This window comes from Acidiphilium sp. 34-64-41 (genome assembly GCF_002282635.1).
Classification (GTDB): domain Bacteria; phylum Pseudomonadota; class Alphaproteobacteria; order Acetobacterales; family Acetobacteraceae; genus Acidiphilium; species Acidiphilium rubrum.
Map to the genome: position 1 here is coordinate 12,939 of NZ_NCJX01000039.1, position 22,888 is coordinate 35,826.

The 22,888-nt window shown below is 65.4% G+C and carries 21 protein-coding genes, 2 tRNA genes and 1 other RNA gene; 15 read left to right on the plus strand and 9 right to left on the minus strand.

The window, feature by feature from the left end:
• Window positions 1–4: 4 nt before the first annotated feature.
• The gene (locus B7X49_RS09870; RefSeq protein WP_286703159.1) at window positions 5–1,729 is read left to right on the plus strand and encodes an ATP-binding protein; all 1,725 of its coding nucleotides are present in this window, start codon (window positions 5–7) and stop codon (window positions 1,727–1,729) included.
• A 21-nt stretch (window positions 1,730–1,750) separates the two neighbouring features.
• Here the strand turns inward: B7X49_RS09870 and B7X49_RS09875 are convergent, their stop codons facing one another.
• Window positions 1,751–2,320, minus strand: a complete 570-nt coding sequence (locus B7X49_RS09875) for a hypothetical protein (protein ID WP_286703160.1) — start codon at window positions 2,318–2,320, stop codon at window positions 1,751–1,753.
• Between the two features lie 54 nt (window positions 2,321–2,374).
• The gene (locus B7X49_RS09880; RefSeq protein ID WP_286839167.1) at window positions 2,375–2,605 is read right to left on the minus strand and encodes a hypothetical protein; all 231 of its coding nucleotides are present in this window, start codon (window positions 2,603–2,605) and stop codon (window positions 2,375–2,377) included.
• A 235-nt stretch (window positions 2,606–2,840) separates the two neighbouring features.
• On the opposite strand from B7X49_RS09880, the gene B7X49_RS09885 reads away from it, so the two are divergent.
• Window positions 2,841–6,074: a PAS domain S-box protein gene (locus tag B7X49_RS09885; protein WP_286703162.1), complete on the plus strand. Its 3,234-nt coding sequence runs from the start codon at window positions 2,841–2,843 to the stop codon at window positions 6,072–6,074.
• Between the two features lie 51 nt (window positions 6,075–6,125).
• Here the strand turns inward: B7X49_RS09885 and acnA are convergent, their stop codons facing one another.
• The gene (gene acnA, locus B7X49_RS09890) at window positions 6,126–8,813 is read right to left on the minus strand and encodes an aconitate hydratase AcnA (RefSeq protein WP_286703163.1); all 2,688 of its coding nucleotides are present in this window, start codon (window positions 8,811–8,813) and stop codon (window positions 6,126–6,128) included.
• Between the two features lie 114 nt (window positions 8,814–8,927).
• Between acnA and B7X49_RS09895 the strand changes: the two genes are divergently transcribed.
• From B7X49_RS09895 to ccmB, 3 genes are read left to right on the plus strand one after another with little or no spacing between them, the layout of a single operon-like run.
• Window positions 8,928–9,140, plus strand: a complete 213-nt coding sequence (locus tag B7X49_RS09895) for a hypothetical protein (protein WP_286839194.1) — start codon at window positions 8,928–8,930, stop codon at window positions 9,138–9,140.
• Window positions 9,083–9,478 (plus strand): ATP-binding cassette domain-containing protein, encoded by a 396-nt coding sequence (locus tag B7X49_RS09900; protein WP_286839172.1) that lies wholly within the window; start codon window positions 9,083–9,085, stop codon window positions 9,476–9,478. Before B7X49_RS09895 ends, B7X49_RS09900 begins: the two co-directional genes overlap by 58 nt.
• A complete protein-coding gene (gene ccmB / locus B7X49_RS09905) occupies window positions 9,475–10,128 on the plus strand; it encodes a heme exporter protein CcmB (RefSeq protein ID WP_265634799.1) in 654 nt (217 codons plus the stop codon). Before B7X49_RS09900 ends, ccmB begins: the two co-directional genes overlap by 4 nt.
• 52 nt (window positions 10,129–10,180) lie before the next feature.
• On the opposite strand, the gene B7X49_RS09910 is transcribed toward ccmB, so the two are convergent.
• The 3 genes from B7X49_RS09910 to B7X49_RS09920 form a co-directional block, all read right to left on the minus strand.
• Window positions 10,181–11,713 carry a glycosyltransferase gene (locus B7X49_RS09910; RefSeq protein WP_286703165.1) on the minus strand — a complete coding sequence of 511 codons (1,533 nt, stop codon included), beginning with the start codon at window positions 11,711–11,713 and terminating at the stop codon, window positions 10,181–10,183.
• A 2-nt stretch (window positions 11,714–11,715) separates the two neighbouring features.
• Entirely contained in the window at window positions 11,716–13,230 is a 1,515-nt protein-coding gene (locus B7X49_RS09915; RefSeq protein ID WP_286703166.1) for a Hint domain-containing protein, read from the minus strand.
• Between the two features lie 110 nt (window positions 13,231–13,340).
• Window positions 13,341–15,218, minus strand: coding sequence for a penicillin-binding protein 2 (locus B7X49_RS09920; RefSeq protein WP_286703167.1), 1,878 nt, complete (start codon window positions 15,216–15,218; stop codon window positions 13,341–13,343).
• A 217-nt stretch (window positions 15,219–15,435) separates the two neighbouring features.
• Between B7X49_RS09920 and B7X49_RS09925 the strand changes: the two genes are divergently transcribed.
• Window positions 15,436–15,873, plus strand: a complete 438-nt coding sequence (locus B7X49_RS09925) for a hypothetical protein (RefSeq protein WP_286703168.1) — start codon at window positions 15,436–15,438, stop codon at window positions 15,871–15,873.
• Window positions 15,874–16,064: 191 nt separating this feature from the next.
• Window positions 16,065–16,361, plus strand: a complete 297-nt coding sequence (locus B7X49_RS09930; RefSeq protein WP_286703169.1) for a hypothetical protein — start codon at window positions 16,065–16,067, stop codon at window positions 16,359–16,361.
• A 69-nt stretch (window positions 16,362–16,430) separates the two neighbouring features.
• Here B7X49_RS09930 and B7X49_RS09935 read toward each other — a convergent pair whose 3' ends face one another.
• Together B7X49_RS09935 and pdxY are read right to left on the minus strand one after the other, a co-directional pair.
• Window positions 16,431–16,871 carry a CBS domain-containing protein gene (locus B7X49_RS09935; protein WP_286703170.1) on the minus strand — a complete coding sequence of 147 codons (441 nt, stop codon included), beginning with the start codon at window positions 16,869–16,871 and terminating at the stop codon, window positions 16,431–16,433.
• 134 nt (window positions 16,872–17,005) lie between these two features.
• On the minus strand, window positions 17,006–17,836 hold the full coding sequence (gene pdxY, locus B7X49_RS09940; RefSeq protein ID WP_286703171.1) for a pyridoxal kinase: 831 nt from the start codon (window positions 17,834–17,836) through the stop codon (window positions 17,006–17,008).
• Here pdxY and B7X49_RS09945 point away from each other — a divergent pair.
• The 7 genes from B7X49_RS09945 to rnpB all read left to right on the plus strand — a co-directional run bounded on the left by B7X49_RS09945 (window position 17,769) and on the right by rnpB (window position 22,595).
• Window positions 17,769–19,019: an NADH:flavin oxidoreductase/NADH oxidase gene (locus tag B7X49_RS09945; protein WP_286703172.1), complete on the plus strand. Its 1,251-nt coding sequence runs from the start codon at window positions 17,769–17,771 to the stop codon at window positions 19,017–19,019. The two genes, pdxY and B7X49_RS09945, sit on opposite strands and share 68 nt — an antisense overlap.
• A gap of 145 nt (window positions 19,020–19,164) precedes the next feature.
• Window positions 19,165–19,902 carry a transcriptional repressor LexA gene (lexA, locus tag B7X49_RS09950; protein ID WP_286703173.1) on the plus strand — a complete coding sequence of 246 codons (738 nt, stop codon included), beginning with the start codon at window positions 19,165–19,167 and terminating at the stop codon, window positions 19,900–19,902.
• Window positions 19,903–19,959: 57 nt separating this feature from the next.
• Window positions 19,960–20,733: a TerB family tellurite resistance protein gene (locus B7X49_RS09955; RefSeq protein WP_286703174.1), complete on the plus strand. Its 774-nt coding sequence runs from the start codon at window positions 19,960–19,962 to the stop codon at window positions 20,731–20,733.
• Window positions 20,730–21,392, plus strand: a complete 663-nt coding sequence (locus tag B7X49_RS09960) for an N-acetylmuramoyl-L-alanine amidase (protein ID WP_286703175.1) — start codon at window positions 20,730–20,732, stop codon at window positions 21,390–21,392. The genes B7X49_RS09955 and B7X49_RS09960 overlap by 4 nt, the downstream gene beginning before the upstream one ends.
• Before the next feature lie 220 nt (window positions 21,393–21,612).
• The gene (locus tag B7X49_RS09965; RefSeq protein WP_029312915.1) at window positions 21,613–21,816 is read left to right on the plus strand and encodes a hypothetical protein; all 204 of its coding nucleotides are present in this window, start codon (window positions 21,613–21,615) and stop codon (window positions 21,814–21,816) included.
• A 14-nt stretch (window positions 21,817–21,830) separates the two neighbouring features.
• Window positions 21,831–22,199 carry a hypothetical protein gene (locus tag B7X49_RS09970; protein ID WP_029312914.1) on the plus strand — a complete coding sequence of 123 codons (369 nt, stop codon included), beginning with the start codon at window positions 21,831–21,833 and terminating at the stop codon, window positions 22,197–22,199.
• A gap of 1 nt (window position 22,200) precedes the next feature.
• Window positions 22,201–22,595: RNase P RNA component class A (gene rnpB, locus B7X49_RS09975), an RNA gene on the plus strand.
• Between the two features lie 26 nt (window positions 22,596–22,621).
• On the opposite strand, the gene B7X49_RS09980 is transcribed toward rnpB, so the two are convergent.
• A tRNA-Thr gene (locus B7X49_RS09980) sits at window positions 22,622–22,696 on the minus strand.
• A gap of 88 nt (window positions 22,697–22,784) precedes the next feature.
• Here B7X49_RS09980 and B7X49_RS09985 point away from each other — a divergent pair.
• Window positions 22,785–22,860, plus strand: a tRNA-Ala gene (locus B7X49_RS09985).
• Window positions 22,861–22,888 lie beyond the last annotated feature (28 nt).

Below are 22,888 nucleotides of genomic sequence, written 5' to 3' on the forward strand. Positions count from 1 at the left end.
CGCGATGGATGAGACTGGCGCGCCATCGGCCGTGTTGGATCGCAGGGATGAAGACCGGTTTGCGGTGCTGGCGCCGATCGGGCGGGATGCCGCGGCGATTGCCGGGGTGCTGGAGCGCGCGGGCTATGCCAGCGTGATCTGCGGCGATGCGGCGGCGCTGGTTGCGGCGCTCGATGCCGGCGTGGCGGCGGCGTTCATTGCCGAGGAAGGCTTGTTCGGCGCGGGTGAGGCGGTTCTGGCGGCATGGGTGGACGCGCAGGCGCCCTGGTCCGACCTGCCGTTCATTGTGCTGACCAGCCGGCAGGTCCGCCCCGAGGTGGAGCGCTGGCGGCTGCGGATGATCGCGACGCTGCGCAATGCATCGCTGATCGAACGCCCGCTCGATGGGCTGACACTGTCGAGTGCGGCGGGGTCGGCGCTGCGCGCGCGGCGCCGGCAGTATGAGGTGCGCCATCATCTGGCGGCGCGGGCGCAGACCGCGATCATGCTGGAGCATCTGGTCGAGGATCGGACCCGCGAACTCGCCCATGCCAATGCGGCGCTGCATCAGCAGATCGCGGAGCGTGAACGCACCGAGGAGGCGTTGCGCCAGGCCCAGAAGATGGAGGCGGTCGGTCAGCTGACCGGCGGGCTGGCGCATGATTTCAACAATATGCTCGCCGGCATTACCGGCAGCCTGGAAATCATGCGCCGGCGCATCGCTCAGGGCCGCCATGGCGAGCTTGGGCGCTATGTCGATATTGCCACGGTTTCGGCTACGCGCGCGGCCGCGCTGACCCATCGGCTGCTGGCGTTTTCGCGCCGCCAGACGCTCAGCCCGAAGCCGACCGATGCCACCGCGCTGGTGCGCGGCATGGAAGCGCTGATCGGCGGCACGGTCGGCCCGGCGATCCGCGTCGAGACGACCCATGCGCCGGATGTTTGGCCGATCCTGTGCGATCCGCATCAGTTGGAAAGTGCGGTGCTCAACCTGGTGATCAATGCGCGCGATGCGATGCCCGAAGGCGGGCGGCTGAGCATCGAACTCGGCAATACCGTGCTCGACGACGCGTATGTCGCCGATCATGCCGATCTTGAGCCGGGCGATTATGTGGTGCTGAGCATCAGCGATTCGGGCACCGGCATGTCACCCGAAGTGGCATCGCGGGCGTTCGATCCGTTTTTCACCACCAAGCCGCTCGGCGCCGGCACCGGGCTTGGGCTTTCGATGGTTTATGGGTTTACCAAACAATCGAGCGGGCATCTGCGGATTTACAGTGAACTCGGATCGGGGACCACGATCCGGATTTATCTGCCGCGCCATCATGGTGGGGTCGGCAGCGCCGATGCTGCCGGGCTGAGTGCTGAGATACCGCGTGCGCAACCCGGGGAGACGGTGCTGATCGTGGATGATGAAGCAGCGATCCGGATGCTGGTGCGCGAGGTGCTGGATGATCTGGGCTATGCCTCGCTCGAGGCCGAGGATGGCCGTGCGGCGTTGCGCATTCTGCGGTCGGGCAATCCGATCAATCTGCTGATCACCGACGTCGGGCTGCCGAACGGCATGAACGGCCGCCAGTTGGCGGATGCGGCGCGGCAGAACCAGCATGATCTCAGGGTGTTGTTCATTACCGGCTATGCGGAGAAGGCCGCGGTGGGCAATGGTCTGCTCGATCATGGCATGGAGGTTATGACCAAACCCTTCGCGCTGCATGCGCTGGCCAGCAAGATCCGCGAAATGATCCACTGAGGTGCTGTGTTGGCCGTCTGGTCAGTCGTGACCATGCACATGGTGAGCGGCGTTGCGCCTGAGAATATCCAATGCCAGGCGCTCGTGCGCCGCAGACCGCACGCGCACCCATAGCAGCAGACCGCCGGCGTCCTCCTGCGACGCGATGCCGCGCGCCCGTTTGCGCGTCAGCGCGTAGGCGAGCGCACCGCCGACCAGGGCGCCGACGCCGCCGGTGGCGGCGGTAACCGCCGCCGTGGCTGCAATTGCCGCGCCGGCGCCGGCGGTTGCGGCGGCGGCTCCCATGGCGGGGATCAGCGCGAAACCGGCGATCAGGCCGCCCTGGGCATCGCCAACCGATTCCGGCGCGATATAGGGTTTGCGGGGCACGGCAGGATCATCCGCCAAATGATGCGGCGCGGTATCGGGTGCGGCGTCGTGATCGAGCAGGCCGAGTTCGAAGCGTTCGAAACCGGCCAGCATCAACTCGTCGATCGCGGCCTGTAGGGAGGCCTGATCGTCGAAAATACCGACGGCTTCACGCACGGCGACCGGCGTGGCGCTGTCCTGCGGGTCGGTGTCCTGCGGATCGTCATGGGTCGGATTTGTCATGATCGGAGGCTTCCGTTCTGATGGCGGGGGCGTTCTGATGGTGGGGGTTCGTTGTCATGACCGCTTCGGGCGGCCCTTTTTTTCCTCATCGAGTGCCCAGTTCATGATGTGGGCCTGATCTTCCGGGCGCTCGGCCAGCCAATGCCCGTCATCCGTGCGGTCGCGCTCGTTGCACATGCGCTGGATCGCGGCTTGGGCATCCGGGGCGTCCCACAAGCCACCGACGCGTTCGATGACGCCCTCGGCATCCCGGCGAAAGACGATCCATGGCGGCATAGGGGGCATTCTCCGGCAACGTTTCGTTGAGACGAGACGTGGCAAGCCGGCGCGCGATCACAAGCGTTTGCGCGCGCGCCACCATGAAACCTTGGTCATCTGCCCCACAGACGATCACAAACCGTGCCGATCGGCGGCGGTTCATGAGAGTTTACGTTTACGCAAACCGACCGGTGGTTTATAGCGAACCGCATCGAGACGCTGTTGGTCACGGATCGGGCGTAGCGCAACCCAGGGAGACAGCGTGACAGGACGGCAAGCCGACGAAAACTCTTTTGGTGCAGCCGGCGCGATCGCTGTCGGTCAGATGACGGCGGATCGGTTCTACCGTGCGATTTTCCACAGTGCGGTCGATTTTGCGATCGTGGCGCTCGATCGGGACGGCACGATTGTCGATTGGAACAGCGGCGCCATCCAGATTTTCGGATGGTCGGGCGCGGAGGCGGTGGGGCGCGATGTCGCGCTGATCTTTACCCCGGAGGATCGCAAGCAGGGGCGGCCCGGTGTTGAGATGCGCCGGGCGCTGGCCGATGGGCGGGCCAATGACGAGCGGTGGCATCTGCGCAAGGATGGCACCAGCTTCTGGGCCAGCGGCGAGATGATGCCGTTGCGCGACGAGGCGGGTACCCATGTGGGATATCTGAAAATTCTGCGCGACCGGACCGATCAGCGCGCGGCCGACGCGACGCTGCGCGAGGCGCGCGGGCTGAATACGCTGATTCTGCGTTCGGCGCGCGATTGTATTGTTGTGCTCGACCTCGATGGTCACACGCTGTTCGTCAGCCCCGGCGGCATCGAGAGCATGGAAATCACCAATCTCGCCGGCGTGCTGGGGTCGTCATGGCTGCGGGTCTGGCAGGGTGAGGATCTGATCGCCGCGCGCGCGGCGGTGGCCGAAGCCCGTGCCGGCGGGATCGGCCGGTTTCAGGGCTATTGTCCGACCCACAAGGGCACGCCGAAATGGTGGGACGTGGTGATTTCGCCGCTTCCCGGCATCGATGGCAGCCCGGAACGGCTGGTTTCGGTCGGGCGCGACATCACGCAGATTCGCGACGCCCAGCAACGTCAGGCGGCGCTGCTGGCGCTCGGCGATCGGATGCGGGACATGGTATCGATCGATGAGATCGCGCTCTGTGCGGCGGAGACTTTGACGCTGACGCTCGGGGTGAGCCGGGCCGGTTACGGTGTGGTCGATCAAGCGGCCGAGACGATCGATGTGCTGCACGATTATCACGGCGAGACGATCCCCGAGGTGATCGGGCTGCACCGGTTGCGGGATTTCGGCCGCTATGTCGAGGATCTCGGGCGCGGCGAAGTTGTTGCGGTGAGCGATGTGCGGCTGGACGGCCGGACCCGCGAGCGGGCCAGGAACCTCGCTGAGATTCATGTCCGATCCTTCGTTAATCTGCCGATCTTCGAGCGGGGCAGGTTTGTCGCACTCTACTTTGTCGCCGGTGTCGAGCCGCGGGAGTGGTCCGCCGAGGACATCGGCTTCATCCGCGCGATCGCCGATCGGACCCGCATCGTCACGGAACGGTTGCAGGCACAGCAGGCGCTCGAGGCGCTGAATGCCACGCTCGAACAGGAAGTTGAACAGCGCACGCGCGAGCGTGATCGCGCGTGGAAAAACTCGCAGGATCTGCAACTGGTGCTGGACCGGACGGGCAGTATCCGGGCGGTCAACGACGTCTGGACCGATCTGCTCGGCTGGACCCGCGATGACCTGATCGGCCATAGTTTTCTCGAATTCGTCCACCCCGACGACCGGCCGGCGAGCGAGGCGCGGCTGGCCTCGGTTGGGTCCCGCCACCTGCCGTTTCATGAGAACCGCTACCGGCACAAGGATGGCTCGTGGCGCTGGCTCGCCTGGGTTACCGCCGTCGAAGAGGGGCTGATCTATTCCAGTGGCCGGCACACCACGATCGAACGCCAACAGGCCGAGGCGCTGGAACATTCCGCAGCGCGCCTGCGGACGATTTTCAGCGCGAGTTCGCAGGCGCAAGGGTTGCTGACCCCGGATGGCATTCTGCTCGAAGCCAATGCTGCATCGCTGAGCCTGGCGGCCACGACGTTGGATCAGATTGCCGGGTTGCGGTTCTGGGAGACGCCGTGGTTTGCCGGCACGCCGGGCATGCCTGAATTGATGCGGGCCGCGGTCGCGACTGCCGCCCGCGGGGAAACCTTTGTCCGGGAAATCAGCGTCGCTTTGCCCGTCGGCCAGCGGGTGTTCGAACTGTCGATCCGACCGGTGCTGAATGTCGCCGGCGAGGTGATCGCCCTGGTGCCCGAGGCGACCGATCTGACAGATCGCCGGCAGGTGGAGGAGCAGTTGCGCCAAGCGCAGAAGATGCAGGCGATCGGTCAGCTGACCGGCGGCATCGCGCATGATTTCAACAATCTGCTGACCGGCATTTCAGGCAATCTGGAATTGCTGCACCGCCGGCTTGGCCAGCAACGCTATGATTCGCTTGAGACCTATGTCACCGGCGCGCAGGGTGCGGCATCGCGCGCGGCGGCGCTGACGCACCGGTTGCTGGCGTTTTCGCGCCGCCAGACGCTGGCGCCGAAACCGACCGACATCAACCTGCTGGCCTCCAGCATGGCCGATCTGATCGAGCGGACGGTGGGGCCGGGCATCGATGTCGAGTTCGCCTTGACGAAAGAGTTGTGGCCGACGCTGTGCGACCCCAACCAGCTGGAAAACGCCCTGCTCAACCTGTGCATCAACGGCCGCGACGCGATGCCGGACGGCGGGCGCCTGACGGTGGAGACGCGCAATCGGCGGCTCGATGACCATGCCGCGCGCGCCTGCGACCTCGCACCCGGCCATTACGTGTCGCTCTGCGTCAGTGACAACGGCACCGGCATGACGCCGGAGGTGATTGCGCGCGCGTTCGATCCGTTTTTCACCACCAAGCCGATCGGGTTGGGCACCGGGCTGGGCCTGTCGATGATCTATGGGTTTGCCCGCCAATCAGGCGGGCAGGTCAGGATCTATTCCGAGCCGGGTGAGGGTTCGATGGTGTGTTTGTATCTGCCGCGGCATCGTGGTGCTGCCGCCGGGCCGGAAGTTGCGGTAGCGCCCAGCGATGCGGTGCAGGCCGGTGCGGGTGAAACGGTGCTGATCGTCGATGATGAACCCGCGGTGCGTAGTTTGGTGACGGAGGCTCTGAGCGATCTGGGGTATCGCGCGATCGAGGCGGAGGATGGCGCGGGCGGGCTCGCGATCCTGCAATCGCCGGTGCGGGTCGATCTGCTGATTACCGATGTCGGTCTGCCGGGCGGCATGAACGGGCGGCAGATGGCGGATGCCGCGCGGGCGCAACGGCCGGCGCTGAAAGTGCTGTTCATTACGGGATATGCGGAGACCGCGGTGATCAGCCATGGTCATCTGGATGCCGGGATGCATGTGCTGACCAAGCCGTTTTCGATCGATGCGCTCGCCGGGCAGATCAGCCGGTTGATCGCCGGCCACTGAAGGCGATCAACCCCTGGCAGGGTTGATCGCCTTCAGGGTCGGCGTGGTGGGTCAGGCGGCCTTGGCCATGTTCCGCAGCACGTAGTGCAGGATGCCGCCGTTTTCGTAATACATCACCTCGTCCTTGGTATCGACGCGGCAGAGCAGGCTGGCCTTGTCGGTCGAGCCGTTGGCGCGGTGGATCAGCATTTCGATGTCCATCCGCGGTGACAGATGTTCGAGGCCGAGAATGTCGATCGTCTCGTCGCCCTTCAATTCGAGCGTCTTGCGGGTCATGCCGTCTTTGAACACCAGCGGCAGGATGCCCATGCCGACCAGATTCGAGCGATGGATGCGCTCGAAGCTTTCGGCGATCACCGCGCGGATGCCGAGCAGCATGGTGCCCTTGGCCGCCCAGTCACGCGAGGAGCCGGTGCCGTATTCGCGGCCGACGAAGGCGACCAGGGGCACGGCTTCGGCCTTGTAGCGCATCGCCGCATCGTAGATCGGCAGTTGATCGCCGGAGGGGTAGTGCCGTGTGTAGCCGCCTTCGACGTTATCCAGCATCTCGTTGCGAATGCGGATGTTGGCGAAAGTGCCGCGCATCATGATCTCATGATTGCCGCGCCGCGAACCATACGAGTTGAAATCCTTCGGCAAAATCTGGCGATCGGCCAGATATTCACCGGCGGGCGTCGCCTTCTTGAAGCTGCCGGCGGGCGAGATGTGATCGGTTGTGATCGAATCGCCGAGCAGGGCCAGAATGCGCGCACCCGTGATATCGGTGACCGGCGCGGGCTCCATCGTCATGCCCTCGAAATACGGCGGGTTCTTCACATAGGTCGAGGACCCCGACCAGCGATAGGTCTCGGCATCGCCCTCGACCTCGATCGCCTGCCACTGGGGCCCGCCCTTGAATACGTCGCCGTAGCGATCGAGGAACATCGCGCGCGTCAGGGTCGCCTTGACGATATCGGCGATTTCCTTGGTGGTCGGCCAGATGTCCTTGAGGAAGACGTCGCGGCCGGTCTGGTCCTGACCGATCGCGACCGTGGTGATGTCCTTGGTCATGGTGCCGAGCAGCGCGTAGGCGACCACCAGCGGCGGCGAGGCGAGGTAGTTCGCCCGCACGTTCGGGTGCACCCGGCCTTCGAAATTGCGGTTGCCGGACAGGACCGAGACGGCGACCAGCTTGTTGTCCTCGATCGCATCGGCGATCGCATCGTCGAGCGGGCCGGAATTGCCGATGCAGGTAGTGCAGCCGTAGCCGACGGTCTCGAAGCCGAGCGCGTCCAGATCGGCCGACAGGCCGGATTTGTCGAGATATTCGGTGACCACCTGCGAGCCCGGCGCGAGCGAGGTTTTCACCCAGGGCTTCGGCTTGAGGCCAAGTGCACGCGCCTTGCGGGCCACCAGACCGGCGGCGACCAGCACGGAGGGGTTGGAGGTATTGGTGCAGGAGGTGATCGCCGCGATCACCACATCGCCATGGGTGATCGAGAAATTCTTGCCGGTGACCTCGGCCTTCACGCCGACATCGTTGGCGGGCACGCCGAGGCTTTTGGTCAGTTCGGTCGCGAAGGCCGACGCCGCTTTGGACAGGGCGACGCGGTCCTGCGGGCGTTTCGGGCCGGCGAGCGAGGGTTCGACGCTCGACATGTCGAGCTCCAGCGTGTCGGAAAATACCGGTTCGGTACCATCGCGCCAGAGACCCTGGGCTTTCGCATAGGCCTCGACCAGCTTGATGCGGTGCTCGTCACGCCCGGAGAGGGTCAGGTAGTCGAGCGTGATCTGATCGACCGGGAAAAACCCGCAGGTCGCGCCGTATTCGGGCGCCATGTTGGCGATCGTCGCGCGGTCGGCCAGCGGCAGATGGTCCAGCCCCTCGCCGTAGAACTCGACGAATTTGCCGACCACGCCTTTTTTGCGCAGCATTTGTGTCACGGTGAGCACCAGATCGGTCGCGGTGATGCCTTCGCGCATCGAGCCGGTCAGTTTGAAGCCGATCACATCGGGGATCAGCATGGCGATCGGCTGGCCGAGCATCGCCGCCTCGGCCTCGATGCCGCCGACGCCCCAACCCAGCACGCCCATGCCGTTGACCATGGTGGTGTGGCTGTCGGTGCCGAACAGCGTGTCCGGATAGGCGATGGTCTTGCCCGCGGCTTCCGCGGTCCAGACCGCCTGGGCGAGGTATTCGAGATTGACCTGATGGCAGATGCCGGTGCCGGGCGGTACGACGCGAAAATTATCGAACGCCTCCTGGCCCCAGCGCAGGAATTCGTAGCGTTCGCCGTTGCGCTCGAATTCGAGATCGACGTTGCGTTCCAGCGCATCCTTGCGGCCTGAAACGTCGACCATCACCGAATGGTCGATCACCAGGTCGACCGGCACCAGCGGGTTGACCTTGTCGGCATTGCCGCCGAGCTTGACGATACCATCGCGCATCGCGGCCAGATCGACCACGGCGGGCACGCCGGTGAAATCCTGCATCAGAATTCGCGCCGGGCGGAACGGCACGTCCTTGTCGGAATGGGCGGCATTCACCCACTCGACGATCGCCTTGGCGTCATCGACCGTGTAGGCCGCGCCGTCTTCGAAGCGGAGCACATTTTCGAGCAGGATTTTCAGCGTGCGCGGCAGGCGGGAAATGTCGCCCAGCTTTTCAGCGGCGGCATTGAGTGCGAAATAGGTGTACTCCTTGCCCTCGACGCTGAGCGTCGTCTCCACTTTCAGACTGTCCTGACCGATCATGTTCATGGTGCTTGTTCCTCTTCGCAGCGTTCGGCGTGTCGCGCCGCAGCAAAATCGATTTGTGATCCGCTTTAATCACGGTGACCGCCGCGCGTCCATCGCCACCAGGGCGATTTAGCCATGCTTGAAGCACGGTCCCTGGCCGCGATTCGCGGCGAGCGCCTGGTGTTCCGGGATGTTTCGTTCAGCCTCGCTTCGGGCGGTGCCTTGCTCCTGATCGGGCCGAACGGGGCGGGCAAATCTGGCAGGGCGACAACGCGCTCGATGATCCGCCTTTGCATGCGACGCGGCTGTGCTTCGTCGGGCATATGGACGCGATCAAGCCGGGCCTGACGGTCGCCGATAATCTTGGCCTCGCGCGCAAACGGACGCGCGGTGATATTCTAGCCGCACTCGCCACGGTCGATCTCGATCGGTTTGCCGATCTGCCGGCGCGGCTGCTCTCGTCCGGGCAACGCCGCCGCCTTGCGTTATCGCGCCTCGCGCTGAGCGACGCGCCGCTCTGGCTGCTCGATGAACCGACCACCGGGCTCGATGCCGCATCGGTCCGGCGCCTGGAACGGAATTTCGCCGGCCACCGTGCGCGCGGCGGCATGGTGATCGCCGCCACCCATCTGCCGCTCGACCTGCCGGGCGCGGTCCCGTTCGATCTGAGCCGGATGGCAGCGTGAGCCGGTTTTTGGCGCTGATCCGGCGCGAACTGATCCTCGCCCTACGCCATGCGGGCGATTCGGTGGCTTCGTTGCTGTTTTTCATTATCGCGGCCAGCCTGTTTGCCTTCGCGGTCGGCCCCTCGCCCGCCGTGCTCTCCGGCATCGCGCCGGGTGTGATCTGGGTGATCGCCCTGCTCGCCGCGTTGCTGCCGCTGAACCGGCTGTTCGCCGCCGATTATGAAGACGGCGGGCTCGATCAATTGATGGTCTCCGGCCTGCCGGCCAGCGCGGTCGCGTTCGGCAAGATTATCGGCCATTGGCTGACCACCGGGCTGCCGCTGCTGATTATCGCCGGTCCGGTCGCGATCATGCTGCGGCTCGACGCCGGCGGCGTGCCGCAATTGCTGCTGACCTTGCTGCCGGGCACCATCCTGCTCTCGCTGGTCGGCGGCATGAGTGCGGCGATCACGCTCGGCGCGCGGGGCGGCACCGTTTTGTTGCCGCTCATCGCGCTCCCTTTGATGATCCCGGCGTTGATTTTCGGGGCGGCCGGTGCGGTGACACCGCATCCGATCGCGGAATTCGCGATGCTGCTGGGGCTGTTGGCGCTGTTTCTGCCGCTGGCGCCGTTGGCGGCCGGTGCGGCGTTGCGGGCCGCGGTATCCTGATTTGGGAAGATAGCGAACGGTGCGTCGCGCCGGGCGTGCGCGGCTGCGTCGATCATCCAGCCGCGGCGGCATCGCTGCCCAGCGCCTGAGCGAGGGCCGCATCGACCTGGGCCATCGACCAATCCCGCTTGATCAGCGCCCTTCCCGCCAGCACCGATTGCCGGTGCAGCGCGGCATCGGAGCACAGCGCCAGAATGGCGTCGGCCAGGCCTGCGTCGTCATCGGCGACGCAATGCGCCAGTTTGGTCGGCCAATCGAGCCCCTCGATGGCAATTGGTGTGGCGACGCAGGGCACGCCGGCGGCCAGGCTGTCGAGCAGCTTGCCTTTGATGCCGGCACCGAACCGCATGGGGGCGACCGTCAGGGTCAGGCGCGCGAAAAACGCTGGCAGATCATCGACCGCGCCGAGCAGTTGAACGCCGGGGGCGGCCCATTGGCGCATTGCCGGCGGCATCGCCGAGCCGGCGATCAGGCAGGTGATTGCGGGTATGCCGGCGCGCAGGCGCGGCATGATCTCGAACGCCAGCCGGTGCGCGGCGGCCAGATTGGGCGCGTGACCGAAATGGCCGATGAACCCGATGGTCGCTTGCGGCACCACAGCGCGGGGCTTGGCCGAGGTGACCAGCCATGGTGCGACGACCACGCGTTCGGCCGGCAGGGTGCGGCGCAGGATGGCGGCTTCGGCGTGCGAATGGGTCAGGACTGCGTCCGCCGCGCCGGCAACCGCCAGTTCGGTATCGCGCACCTTGCGGGCATGGGCGATCAGCGCCGGTTCGCGCTCGCTGTAGCCGCGCCGGGCGAGGCGCAGATGATGCAGATCGGCTACGCTGTAGATCACCCGGGCGCGCGGCTGATGCAGGCGGACCAGCGGCATGTAGCCCGCCGCCGCATCGAGCCGGTGCAGATAGACCAGGTCGAAGCGCCCGGCCTCCCGCGTCAAAACCTCCTCCACCGAGCGATGGACCGGCCGGCTGCGCCAGTCGATGCCGGGGTGGCGGGGCGGCGCCGAGCCGTCGGCCGCGGCGAAACTCACGGCGTAGCCGAGCCTGATCAGCGCTTCGACATGCGAGAGGATGGCGTTCGACCCGGCATCCCGTCCGGGGGCGGGCATCGTGGTGTCGATCACCAAAGCGCGCGGCTTGGAACCGGCGGGGGCGAGCCGGCGGGCCGCGAGGCGATCGATCTGGGCGGAGAGGGCGATGATTGCCGCATCGATCGCCGTGGTCGTGGCCAGACCGTCCAGCACCGATTGCAGGAGCGAGGTTTCATGCGCATCGAACGCATTGGCCGGGGCGATCACGGCGGGAGAGGCGGCGAGCTCCGCGCCATCACGCTCACGCACCACCCGGATCAGATGTTGGCCGAGGCCGGGCAAGCCGCCTTCGAAGCGCAGATCGAACCCGTGCCGGCCATCGCCGATGCCGCCGGCCGCCAGATCCGGCCGAAGCCGGTTGGCGACCACACGATCGAGCAGAACGTCATTGTCGATCACCAGCAGCGCGATCGGCTGGTGGGGCAGGCGCTCGTCCTGGGCCCAGCCCGAGATATGGGTTCGCGTGGCGACATCCAGCCGGCCGCGCAGCATGACTAGGCTGCCGCGAAGGCTGCCGCACTCGATAGCACGGCGCGGTCGGCAACACGGCGCACCGCAATATCCTCAAGCCTGGCGCCGTCCGGCAGCCTGGCGCGAAAGCCGCAGCGCCCGCTGCCAAACCCGGCATCCTCGACATCGGGCCGGTGCAGATTGGCCAGACCACGATGGATCACCCGGCCGCGATGGAGCAATTCGAAACAGACCGGGACCGCCGCATATTGCGGGCAGACCGCCCAGCCGACGGCATGGGTGCCATCGCGGTCGGTCTCGACGCGTTCGAGCCAGCCGGCCAGATCGCCCTGCCCTGCTTCGGCCGCGACCGGGCCGGCCAACGCCGCGAGCCGGGCCTGGATCGCGGCCAGGACCGGGCCATCCTCGATCCGCGCGGCGCAATAGCGGTGATCGATCGCATCCGCGCCGTAGAGGGCGGCATACTCGGCCGCGTTGTGGAACATCAGTCGATTGTCGTCGTTGATATAGGTTTCGGAGGCCGCACCCTCGGCGAAGATCACGTCGTGCCGATCGAGTTCGACGTGGACGTATTCGATCCGCTCGACCGCGGTTTCCTGCACGATCGAGACGCCGTTGACGAGGCAGATCGCGGGGATCAGCGCGCCATCGACCAGCATGGCGTGCTGCGGACTGACCCAGAGCGGGCGGAGCGGGCGGCCGTTGCCGAGCGCGCCGGCGGCAAAATGGACCGGCAGCAGATGCGGCTTGCCGGCGGCGAAGCGGCCTGAATAGGCCCGGCGCCCCAGCCATTTGACCGGCTTGTGCGACCCATCGGCCGTCAGCACGCGATCGCCGATCGCCAAAGCTTCGACCGGGACATCGCCGACTGCCGTGGCGATCCGGGTGCCGGCGCGATAGCAGGCCACGGTGATGGCCGAGCCGCCGAGCCCATCGGTCGTGATGCTGAACTGGCTGCTGGTGAAACTGCCGGTCGACAGCGTGATATCGGCAAGATCGGTCTGGGTCGCCGACTCCAGCGTCAGGACGCCGCCCGCCGTGCCGGAATTCTGGGTCCAGACCGCGCTGGCAACACCGGTCACGCCCCGCAGGTCGATCGTGTCGGTGTAGGCGAAGCCCGAAATTGCACTCAGCGAACTGCTGGAAACGCCGGAATCGACGATCAACTCGTTGTTGGTGCCCGAGAATTTGAGCGGTGGTGGCGCGGCGGCATTCGCTATATTGTTGCCGAGCTCAAGAGTGCCGAAGCCCGGGGCGCTCGCAGCGCCCGGCGCGAAGCCGATTTCGAGGAACGGAACGATATTACCCAGGGTTGTCGGGTTGAACGTCTCGTACGCGCCGCCGCTGACCTCGTCGGTGAAGAGAAAGCCGGTGCCACTCACCGAAACGATGTCGATGACCAGATTGGACTGGACGGAACCCGAAATGTCGAGAATGCCCTGAGTGCCATCGACGACGAGGTCGACGGTACCGCTGGTCGTTACCCCGGTGTAGGACCCGACCGTGCCTGTACCCACGGTAATCGTCGTCGTGCTCATATAATGGCCCCACTATAAAACGCGATCCGCAGAATTCGATTGCAAAACGACACTTAAGGTTGCATAATATGGCAAATAGGGACACTGTCAACAAAAAATTAGTATTTTATTCAATTTATAGTAGATGTCCCTGAAAATTCATCATCGTTCGTAACCGTGCGGGCGGCTTCGTCGGGTTCAATGCGCTGGCCTGGGATCGCCATGGCGGCACGCCGCAAGGCACGCAACGCAGCGACCTTGTCGGGATGAAGGGGCGGTGTTTCGTCCGCAAGGACATATGCGTAACGGTTCGCCCCCGATGGAAACGGATGATCCGGGCCCAACCCGATGCGGTCCGGCGGTACCTGCGGCCGCAATCCCATGTCGAACCGCGCGTTCATCGCCCGGAGCGCGGCCCCCTCAAGCGGCCGGATCCCGAGCATCGGCCCGATGCGTGCGATGATGCGCCCCACCGCCGGGGCGGCGACATAGCCGCCGGTCGTGAAACCATAGGAAAAATGGCGCATCTTTTGCGTCGGCTTCGGGTGGACGACCAGCACGTACACCACGTAGCGCGGATGATTGGCCGGAAACATCGCCATGAACGAGGCGTTGTTCAGATGGTTGCGATACCGCCCATCCGCCGCGACGACCTGCGAGGTGCCGGTCTTGCCGCCGACCCGATAGCCCTTGACCCGCGCATAGACGCCGGTGCCCGACAGCACGACGCCGCGCATCATTTTGCGCATCAGAACGGAAACATGGTGGCGCATGACCCGCACACCGGTGCGCGGCGGCGCGCCCGGCCTTCGCGCGAGCAGGGTGGGCCGGAACAGAATCCCGCCATTGACATCGGCCACCACCGCATTGACCAGAATGATCGGCGCCATCGCAATCCCGTTGCCGAAACTCACCGTCATCGTGGTGAGCAGGTTCCAGGTATCCTTCGGATGCCAGATCGGCGGTTGCGCGCCGGGCATCTGCACCGGCGAGGGGCGGAAAAATCCCATTTTCCGCAGCCATGCCCGCTGGATTTTTCGGCCGAGGATGGTTGCGATGCGCGAGGCACCGATGTTCGATGAATAGGCCAGCACCGCCGGCATCGCGAGCCAATGATGCACCGGTTCGAAATCGGTTACCGAAAACCCATCGACGAACAGCGGGTGGGTGGTGTCGAACCGGTCCCAATAATGCAGCAGCCCCGATTGCAGGGCCGCCGGCAGGGTCATTAGTTTCATCACGCTGCCCGGTTCGTAATCGCCGGAAATGCAGCGATCGAACAGCGTGTTGCCGGGTGCGTCGTGCAGATCGTTGGCGTTATAGTCGGGCAGGCTGACCATGGCGACGATGCGCCCGGTCATGCTCTCGACGATGCTGCACGCGCCGCGCGCCTGATAATCGTGCATGGCGCGCGCAACCGCGCGGTGCACGATCGCCTCGATCCGCAGATCGATCGACAGGCGCAGCGGCCGGTTCGGCGCGCTGATCAGGCGCCGGTCGAAATAGGCCTCGATTCCGGCAATGCCGCGCTGGTCCGGCGTGACGCCGCCCAGAATATGTGCGGCAAGATCGCCCTGCGGGTAATGGCGGACCCAGATCGGCTGGAAATAGACCCCGGGGATCCCGAGCCGGTTGACGGCGATTTCCTGCGCCGCGGTCAGTGAGCGATCGAGGTAGACGAAGCGCTCGTGAACCAGACCCAGCCGATGCGCGAGCATGGCGCGGTTCAGCATCGGCAATACCGTTGCAAGCCTTGCGGCGTCGCGGTTTGGGTGCGTGATCTGTGTTGGATCGGCGTATAACGCGGCACCCGGCAGCGACACCGCCAGCAAACGGCCCCGCCGATCGAGAATCCGCGCGCGATCGGGTGCGTGGAGCATCGTCCGGAAGTCGGGCCGCTGGGCCGCCAGGACCGCCGGGTTTGGCAGGATCGGCGCGATCACGGTGGCATCGATCAGCTTGACCGCCAGCACGCTGTAGAGCGCCGCAAATCCAACGAGTCCCAGCACCGCCCGCGCGCGAAATCGGCGCCACCACCGGTGAGCACCGGCATCGGTGATCGTTCGGGTAGGCGTGCGAAGCGGATTGTGGTCTAGAGCCATCACGTTGAATTAACACGAAGTCTTCACGCCTTTGTATAAGCCGCTGAAAAACTTTATGTTACCACAATTCTCGCCTATATATTATGCCAGCGGTTGTCCAAGCCGTTCATCAAGGGAGCCGGTCATGTCGAGATCGAAACTGCATCTGATCAAGCCTTCACTTTTGCTGCTCGGGCTTTCTGCTGCGCTTGCCGGCTGCGGCACCAGTGCGCCGCACCGCATGGGCACCGGCGCTGCCAGCGGGGCTGCGACCGGTGCTGCGTTCGGGCTGATCGGCGGGCCGATCGGCGTGGTGATCGGCGGGGCGATCGGCGGTGGGATCGGGGCGCTCACCGCTTCGACCACGACGCCGCAGCAGATCAATCTCGATAACGTCGGCAAAACCGGCACCGGACCGGCGGCCGCCCCCTCGCAGCCAAACACCGCCTACGCCCAGCCGGGGTTGCGCAACCAGATCAATTCATATCAGTCGCAACCGCAATCGCTCACCACGGCCGCGCCGCCCGCCGGCTATGGCCAAAGCGTTCAGGCGCAACCGCTGCCGCCGCCCAATACGCAATAGGGTTTGTCCTGCATTCGGCGCAGAACGCGCCGAATCCGCACCAGATGAGCGGGGCTTTAAACTTCGTCCATACGGTAGGTGAGCCGGGTTGATCGCCCGGATTGCGATGCCCACCATATCGGTCCGTCAACGGTCCTGCACTACGGGACGACGAAGTTTGGCTCAATACGATCTCGGAAAGGAATACCGATATGACATTCAAGAAGACCATCATCGCGGCCCCCGTCGCCTTAGGCATGGCTCTGGCCCTGGCAGGATGCGGCACGTCGCAGCCGGAGCGCGCCCAGGGTGGCGCTGCCGGTGGTGCTGCGGCCGGTGCCGCGGTGGGTGCGGTCGGCGGCCCGATCGGCGCGCTGGCAGGGGCGGGTATCGGTGCTGTTGGTGGAGCGGTCGCAGGTTCGCAGACCACGCCGCAGCAGGTTAACTTGGGCGCGCCGCCGAAGGTGAAACTGCCGGGCACGACCTCGGATAGCTCAAGCAGCCAGTAACGCGATCGCGCGGACTCGCAGGCGGATCCGGCTCCGCCTGCGGTCTGGTTTCAGCCCGGGCTGATCGGCTTAGACGGCGCCGCCGGTCACGTAGTCGCGCAGGCTGCGGACTTCCTGGGCCTGCTCATCCATCAACCCGGCAACCACGTCGCCGATGCTGACCACGCCGATCAGCTTGCCGCCATCCACGATCGGCAGATGGCGGAAGCGGCCTTCGGTCATCAGGGTTTCGGCTTCGAAAATCGATGTGGCCGGCGTCGCCGTGGTCGGGGCGCGGGTCATCAGCTGGCTTGCCAGCATGTCGATTGTGCCGATGCCGTTCGCGGCGAGGCTGCGCACCACGTCGCGTTCCGACAGAATGCCCAGCAGATCGTTGTCGGATGATTGTACGACCACGGCACCGATCCGCTTTTCGGCCAGCACCACCACCACGTCGCGGATCCTGGTATCGGGCGATACGGAAATCAGCGCAGCCGGTTTCCGTTTCAACAAAGCAGCCATCGTCGTCATCATAATCCTCCCGAGGATTCTGGGCCCGTTGATCCGGGCCGGCGCCTGGGCGTTCGCCTCAGGCAAACATCAGATGACGATCATATGTCATCGAACGATCTCAAATCAATAAAATTACCAGCTGTGACCGGATTTCATCGCGCCGTTGCGCCCGACGCTGCCGCCACCCATGCAGCCTGGCCCGTCACGATGGCGAGTTCGTCACCACCCGCCTGCGCCGTGGCGGCGAGCAGCGCCGCACTCGCCGCACAGGCGGTGTTCAGCGCCGCTACCGCATCGTGATCGCGCAGGTAACGCGCCATGAACAATGCGGCGAACGCATCCCCCGCGCCGGAGAACGCGCGATCGAGCTTCGACACCGGGACGAAATGCCGCGCCTCGGGCGTCAGCAACAGAACATCGAGCATCCTGGGTGCGGTGTCCGCGCCGGTGAACCCGGTGAGCACCACGATCGGCGGGCCGAGCGCCGCCATCGCGGCGAAGGCGCTCGCGCGATCCGCCAGCGCCCGGCCGGTCAGAATTTCGAGTTCGAACGGGTTGGGAAACGCGATATCGGCCAGCGGCAGCAGGACATCGCGGAACGCGGCGACCAGCGCCGCCGGCACATAGACCCGCCCGGCATCGCCGATCACCGGATCGCACGCATAGAGCGCAGCCGGATGCGCCGCGCGTGCGCGTGCCACCGCATCGCACACGACCGGCACCGCCGCCGCCGCGCCGAGATAGCCCGATGCCACCGCGGCACAGCGCGCGAACGCACCGCGCGCGGCAAGGCCCTGGATCAGGGCCGCCATCGACGCCGGCGCCACGGGGCCACCTTCGGCGCCGCCGTGGCCCGGATGGTGGGAGAGCAGCGTGGTCGGCAGGGGCCAGACCTCATGACCGAGCCGCGCGTAGATGAACGCAGCCCCCGCATTGCCGACGCTGCCGTTCAGGACCTGGGACTGGATCGATAAAATCGCCATCGCGGCACTTGGCGCGATTGGCCTTCCGCTGGCAAGCTGGGGCATCGCCGCTACTGGCACGCTGCGGCATCGCCGCGGTTCGAACCCAAGGAGAGTTCCCCTGTCACGCATTCCGAAATTGTTGCAGCCGATCACCTTTCGCGCGGTCACCGCGAAGAACCGGATCGTCGTCTCGCCGATGTGTCAATACAGCGCGATCGACGGGCTGGGTCAGGACTGGCACATCCAGACACTCGGCGCCAAGGCGATGGGCGGTGCCGGCATCGTGTTCACCGAAGCGACGCATATAGCGCCCGAAGCGCGCATCACGCCCTATTGCCTCGGCCTGTGGAACGATGCGCAGGAGGCGTTCATGACCAGGCTCGCCACCTTGATCAGCTATGGCGGCGCCATCCCGGCGATCCAGATCGCCCATGCCGGGCGCAAGGCCAGCACGGTCGCCCCATGGGAGGGTGAACGGCACATCGCGCCCGATGCGCAAGGCGGCTGGCTGCCCGCCGCACCCAGCGCGATCCCCTACGCGCCGGATCGGCCGAACCCGCACGCCATGACCGAGAGCGATATCGCGACCACCATCCGCCAGTTTGCCGAGACCGCCGCGCGGGCTTACCGCGCCGGGTTCAAGATCGTCGAACTTCATGCCGCCCACGGCTATCTGCTGCATGAATTTCTTTCACCGATCAGCAATCACCGCACCGATCGCTACGGTGGCGACCTGGCAGCGCGTGCGCGCCTGTTGATGGAGGTGCTGGATGCGGTCCGCGCGGCCTGGCCGGTCGACCTGCCGGTATTCGTCCGCCTGTCCTGCACGGACTGGATCGAGGGCGGCCACACGATCGAGGATTCCGTGACGCTGGCGCGCTGGCTGCGCGAGCGTGGCGACGTCGACCTGATCGATTGTTCGAGCGCGGGCATCGCGCCGCAGCAGAAGATCGCCTCGGTCCATCCCGGCTATCAGGTTCCGTTCGCCGAGCGCATCCGCCGCGAAGCCGGCATTGCGACCGGGGCGGTCGGCATGATTCGCGAACCGGAACTTGCCGCCGAAATCATCGCCAACGAGCGGGCGGACCTCGTGTTCCTCGCCCGCGCGCTGCTGGCGGACCCGGCCTGGCCCAACCGTGCCGCCAGCCACTTCGGGCTCAAACCCGAGTTGGTGCCACAATATCAGCGCGCGCTGATCTAGCGCATGACGATTTGACGCCGCGCGCCAAAACAGGAACAAAACGCGATTATTCCGGCAATACCCCCTTGACGCGGCGCGGAATCGCTACCTAGAACATCGTGTTAGCGTTTTGTTCCAGAACGCGTCAGACCGAAACGAGGGATCGATGCTTACCCGCAAGCAACACGAACTGCTGGTGTTTATCGACCAGCATCTGCGCCGCACCGGTTGTTCGCCGAGTTTCGAGGAGATGAAGGACGGGCTCGATCTGAAGTCGAAATCCGGCATTCATCGTCTGATCGGTGCGCTGGAGGAACGCGGCTTCCTGCGCCGGCACAAGCATCGTGCGCGTGCGCTTGAAGTGATCCGGCTGCCGGCGGACAGCGTGCCAAACGAACGTGCGCCCGAACGCGCCTCGGAGCGCGCACCCGAGCGTGTCATCGACCAGAAATTCGCACCCAACGTTATCCGCGGCGATTTTTCCGGCCGCTTTCAGGGTGCGCGCGCCGCCGCCGAAGTCGCGGCGATCAGCCTGCCGCTTTATGGCCGGATCGCCGCCGGCCAGCCGATCGAGGCCTTGCGCGAGCATCAGATGGAAATCGAGGTTCCGATCGCGCTGATCGGCCAGGGCGATCATTACGCGCTGGAGGTGGCTGGCGATTCGATGATCGAGGCCGGCATTCTCGACGGCGACACCGCGATTATCCGCAAGGGCGAAACCGCCGAAAACGGGCAGATCGTGGTGGCGCTGGTCGATGACAACGAAGTGACGCTGAAGCGTCTGCGCCGGCGCGGCAACTCGACCGCGTTGGAACCGGCCAACGCACGGCATGAAACCCGCATTTTTCCCGCCGAACGGGTCAAGGTGCAGGGCTGCCTGGTTGCGCTGATGCGCCGATATTAGTCGGGCAGGGCCGGTCCCCCCTTTGACCTGACGGGCCTGCCACCCGATATGGGACGAATGGCGGTATGGGGTAAGGTTATCGGCGGCGTCGCCGGCTTCGCGTTCGGCGGGCCGATCGGTGCGATTGCGGGCGCGGCGCTTGGCCATGCGGCCGACACCGGCGATCTCGGTTCGCTGGGCGCGCGGGTCGGCCGGGTATTGCCGCTCGACTCCGCCCGGTTTGCCGCCATGCTGGGGCGGCGTGAGCAGGTGTTCGCGATCGCGGTGACCGTGCTTGCCGCCAAGCTTGCCAAATGCGACGGCCCGGTCAATCGCGCCGAGATCGATGCGTTCAAGCGCCAGTTCCGCATCGAAGACGCTGCGGTGCCGATGATCGGGCGGCTGTTCGATCAGGCGCGGGACGATGCCTCCGGCTTTGAGCCCTATGCGCGGCAGTTGGCCGAAAGCTTCGCGGACAATCGGCTCGCACTTGAACAGGTGTTCGGCGCCCTGCACGCGATCGCCCGCGCCGATGCGCCGCTCAACGGCCGCGAGGCGGACGTGCTGACCCGGATCGGGGTGGCTTTCGGCCTCGACGAAGCCGCCCGCAATCGGGCCGCCAACCCCTCATCCTTCGCGCAATCCGACGGCGATCCCTACGAGGTGCTCGGCATCGCCAGGACCGCGAGCAACGAAACCATCCGCGCCCATTGGAAGCAGCTGATGCGCGAAAACCACCCCGACCAGTTGGCTGCCCGCGGCGTTCCGGCGGAATTCGCCGCGCGCGCGACCGATCGCGTTGCCCGGATCAATGCCGCCTGGGACGACATCAAGCGCGAGCGGGGTCTGTGACCTCACCCAACCAGGACGACCGTCCGCCCGGCGCGCCGATCGATCATCTGGTACTCCACTACACCGGGATGCGCAGTGCCGCGGATGCCATTGCGCGGCTCTGCGACCCTGCCGCCAAGGTTTCGTCGCATTACGTCATCGAGGAAGATGGCACGGTCCATCAACTCGTGCCGGAAACACGCCGCGCCTGGCACGCCGGCATCAGTTTCTGGCGCGGGCGGCGCACTCTGAACGATTGCTCGATCGGCCTCGAAATCGTCAACCCGGGCCATGAGTGGGGCTATCGCGCCTTTCCGCCCGCGCAGATCGCCGCCGTCATCACGCTCGCCCAGGGCATCCTGGCGCGCCACCCGATTCCGGGCGCGCACGTCGTCGCGCATTCCGACATCGCGGCCGATCGCAAGCAGGACCCTGGTGAATTGTTCCCCTGGCGGCACCTCGCCACGCACGGGATCGGCCTGTGGACCGACGAATTCGCCGCGCCGTCCGACCCGCTCGGGGCACTGACCGCGATCGGGTATGATCCGGGGCTTGATCCGGTTGTTTCGATCACCGCGTTTCAACGGCGATTCTGGCCGTCATGCTGCGATGGCGTGATGGATGAGGCGACGGCCGGGCGGATTGGGGCGGTTGCTGGAGTGTTTGCTAAGGGGAGGTAAGGAAGCGCTTCTTTTTTGAAAAAAAGAAGCAAAAAACTTTCTGACTCGGGGGCACGGGCGTTTTCAAGGGCACGGGCCCAAATTAACAAAGTTTTTTTTGCTTCTTTTTTGTTCACAAAAAAGAAGATCCTTCCCTGTCCTTCCCTACCCTCCCATCCCCCCGAACCTTGCATTTCTATATAAAAACTATATAAAAATCCCCGAAACCCGGAGCACAGCCATGGCCGTTACCAGTTTCGAAGTCGACCAGCATACCGCCGAAGCGATATCGGAACTGCGCGGGCTGTTCGGGGTCAAGACCAATGCCGCGGTGATCCGGCGGGCGCTCGCTCTGGCCCAGGTGATCAGCCGTGAGGCGGCGGCGGACCATACCATCACAGTCAGCGGCAGGGCTGAGCCGGTCCGCATCGTGCTCAACGGGTAGGCACGGCGCCGGCGATGAGCGGCACGTCGCCAGGATTGTCGCCGGCGGTCCAGCTCGAGGATGTCGAACGCGGCCTGTCGGTCAAGGATCGGATCGCGCTCGGCGATGCTTCGATCCGGCGGCAGATCGCGATCGTGATCATGGCGCTGTTCGCGATCACCAACGTGCTTTCGGTCATCTTCATCGGCGTGCTTTATTATTTCGATCAGCGCGACATCGCTGATCACCTGATTCCGGCGACCGCGCGGGTGATTACGCCATCGGTCGTGATGAGCCTGCTCGGTGCCACGACCGTGCAGCTCGGCGCCATCGCGGTGATCATGGCGCGCGGCATTTTCAACGTGCCCATTGACCAGCCTTACCCGATCGTCGAAGAGACCTGAGCCAGACGGTTGGACGGCCGCCGTTCCGGGCAACCGGGGCGGAGGAAAGTCCGGGCTCCACGGAAACACGGTGCCGGTTAACGACCGGCGGGGGCGACCCCAGGGACAGTGCCACAGAAAACAAACCGCCCGCGCGTGCAAACCCGCGGGCAAGGGTGAAACGGTGCGGTAAGAGCGCACCGCGCCTCCGGTAACGTAGGCGGCAGGGTAAACCCCACCGGGAGCAAGACCGAATAGGGGTGGCCGGCGGCGTGAGCGATCATGGCCGCAGGGATGTTTTCGACCCGTCACCCGGGTTGGTCGCGCGAGGCGCGCAGCAATGCGCGTCCCAGACGAATGGCCGTCCACCATCCGCGAGGATGCGGACAGAACCCGGCTTACAGACCGTCTGGCATCTATATCAATAAGAGGAAGTGGGCGCGTGGTGCCGGGTGAGGGATTTGAACCCCCGACCTTCGGTTTACAAAACCGCTGCACTACCACTGTGCTAACCCGGCCGCGCCAGTGACCTCTTATCACGACCACGCCGGGTTTCCACCCCTTGCCTGCCCCCGCCACCCGGTTTATACGCCGCCCACGACCGGTGGGGCCATAGCTCAGTTGGGAGAGCGCCTGAATGGCATTCAGGAGGTCGGCGGTTCGATTCCGCTTGGCTCCACCAAATCAATCCTCCACGATGAAGAACCAGG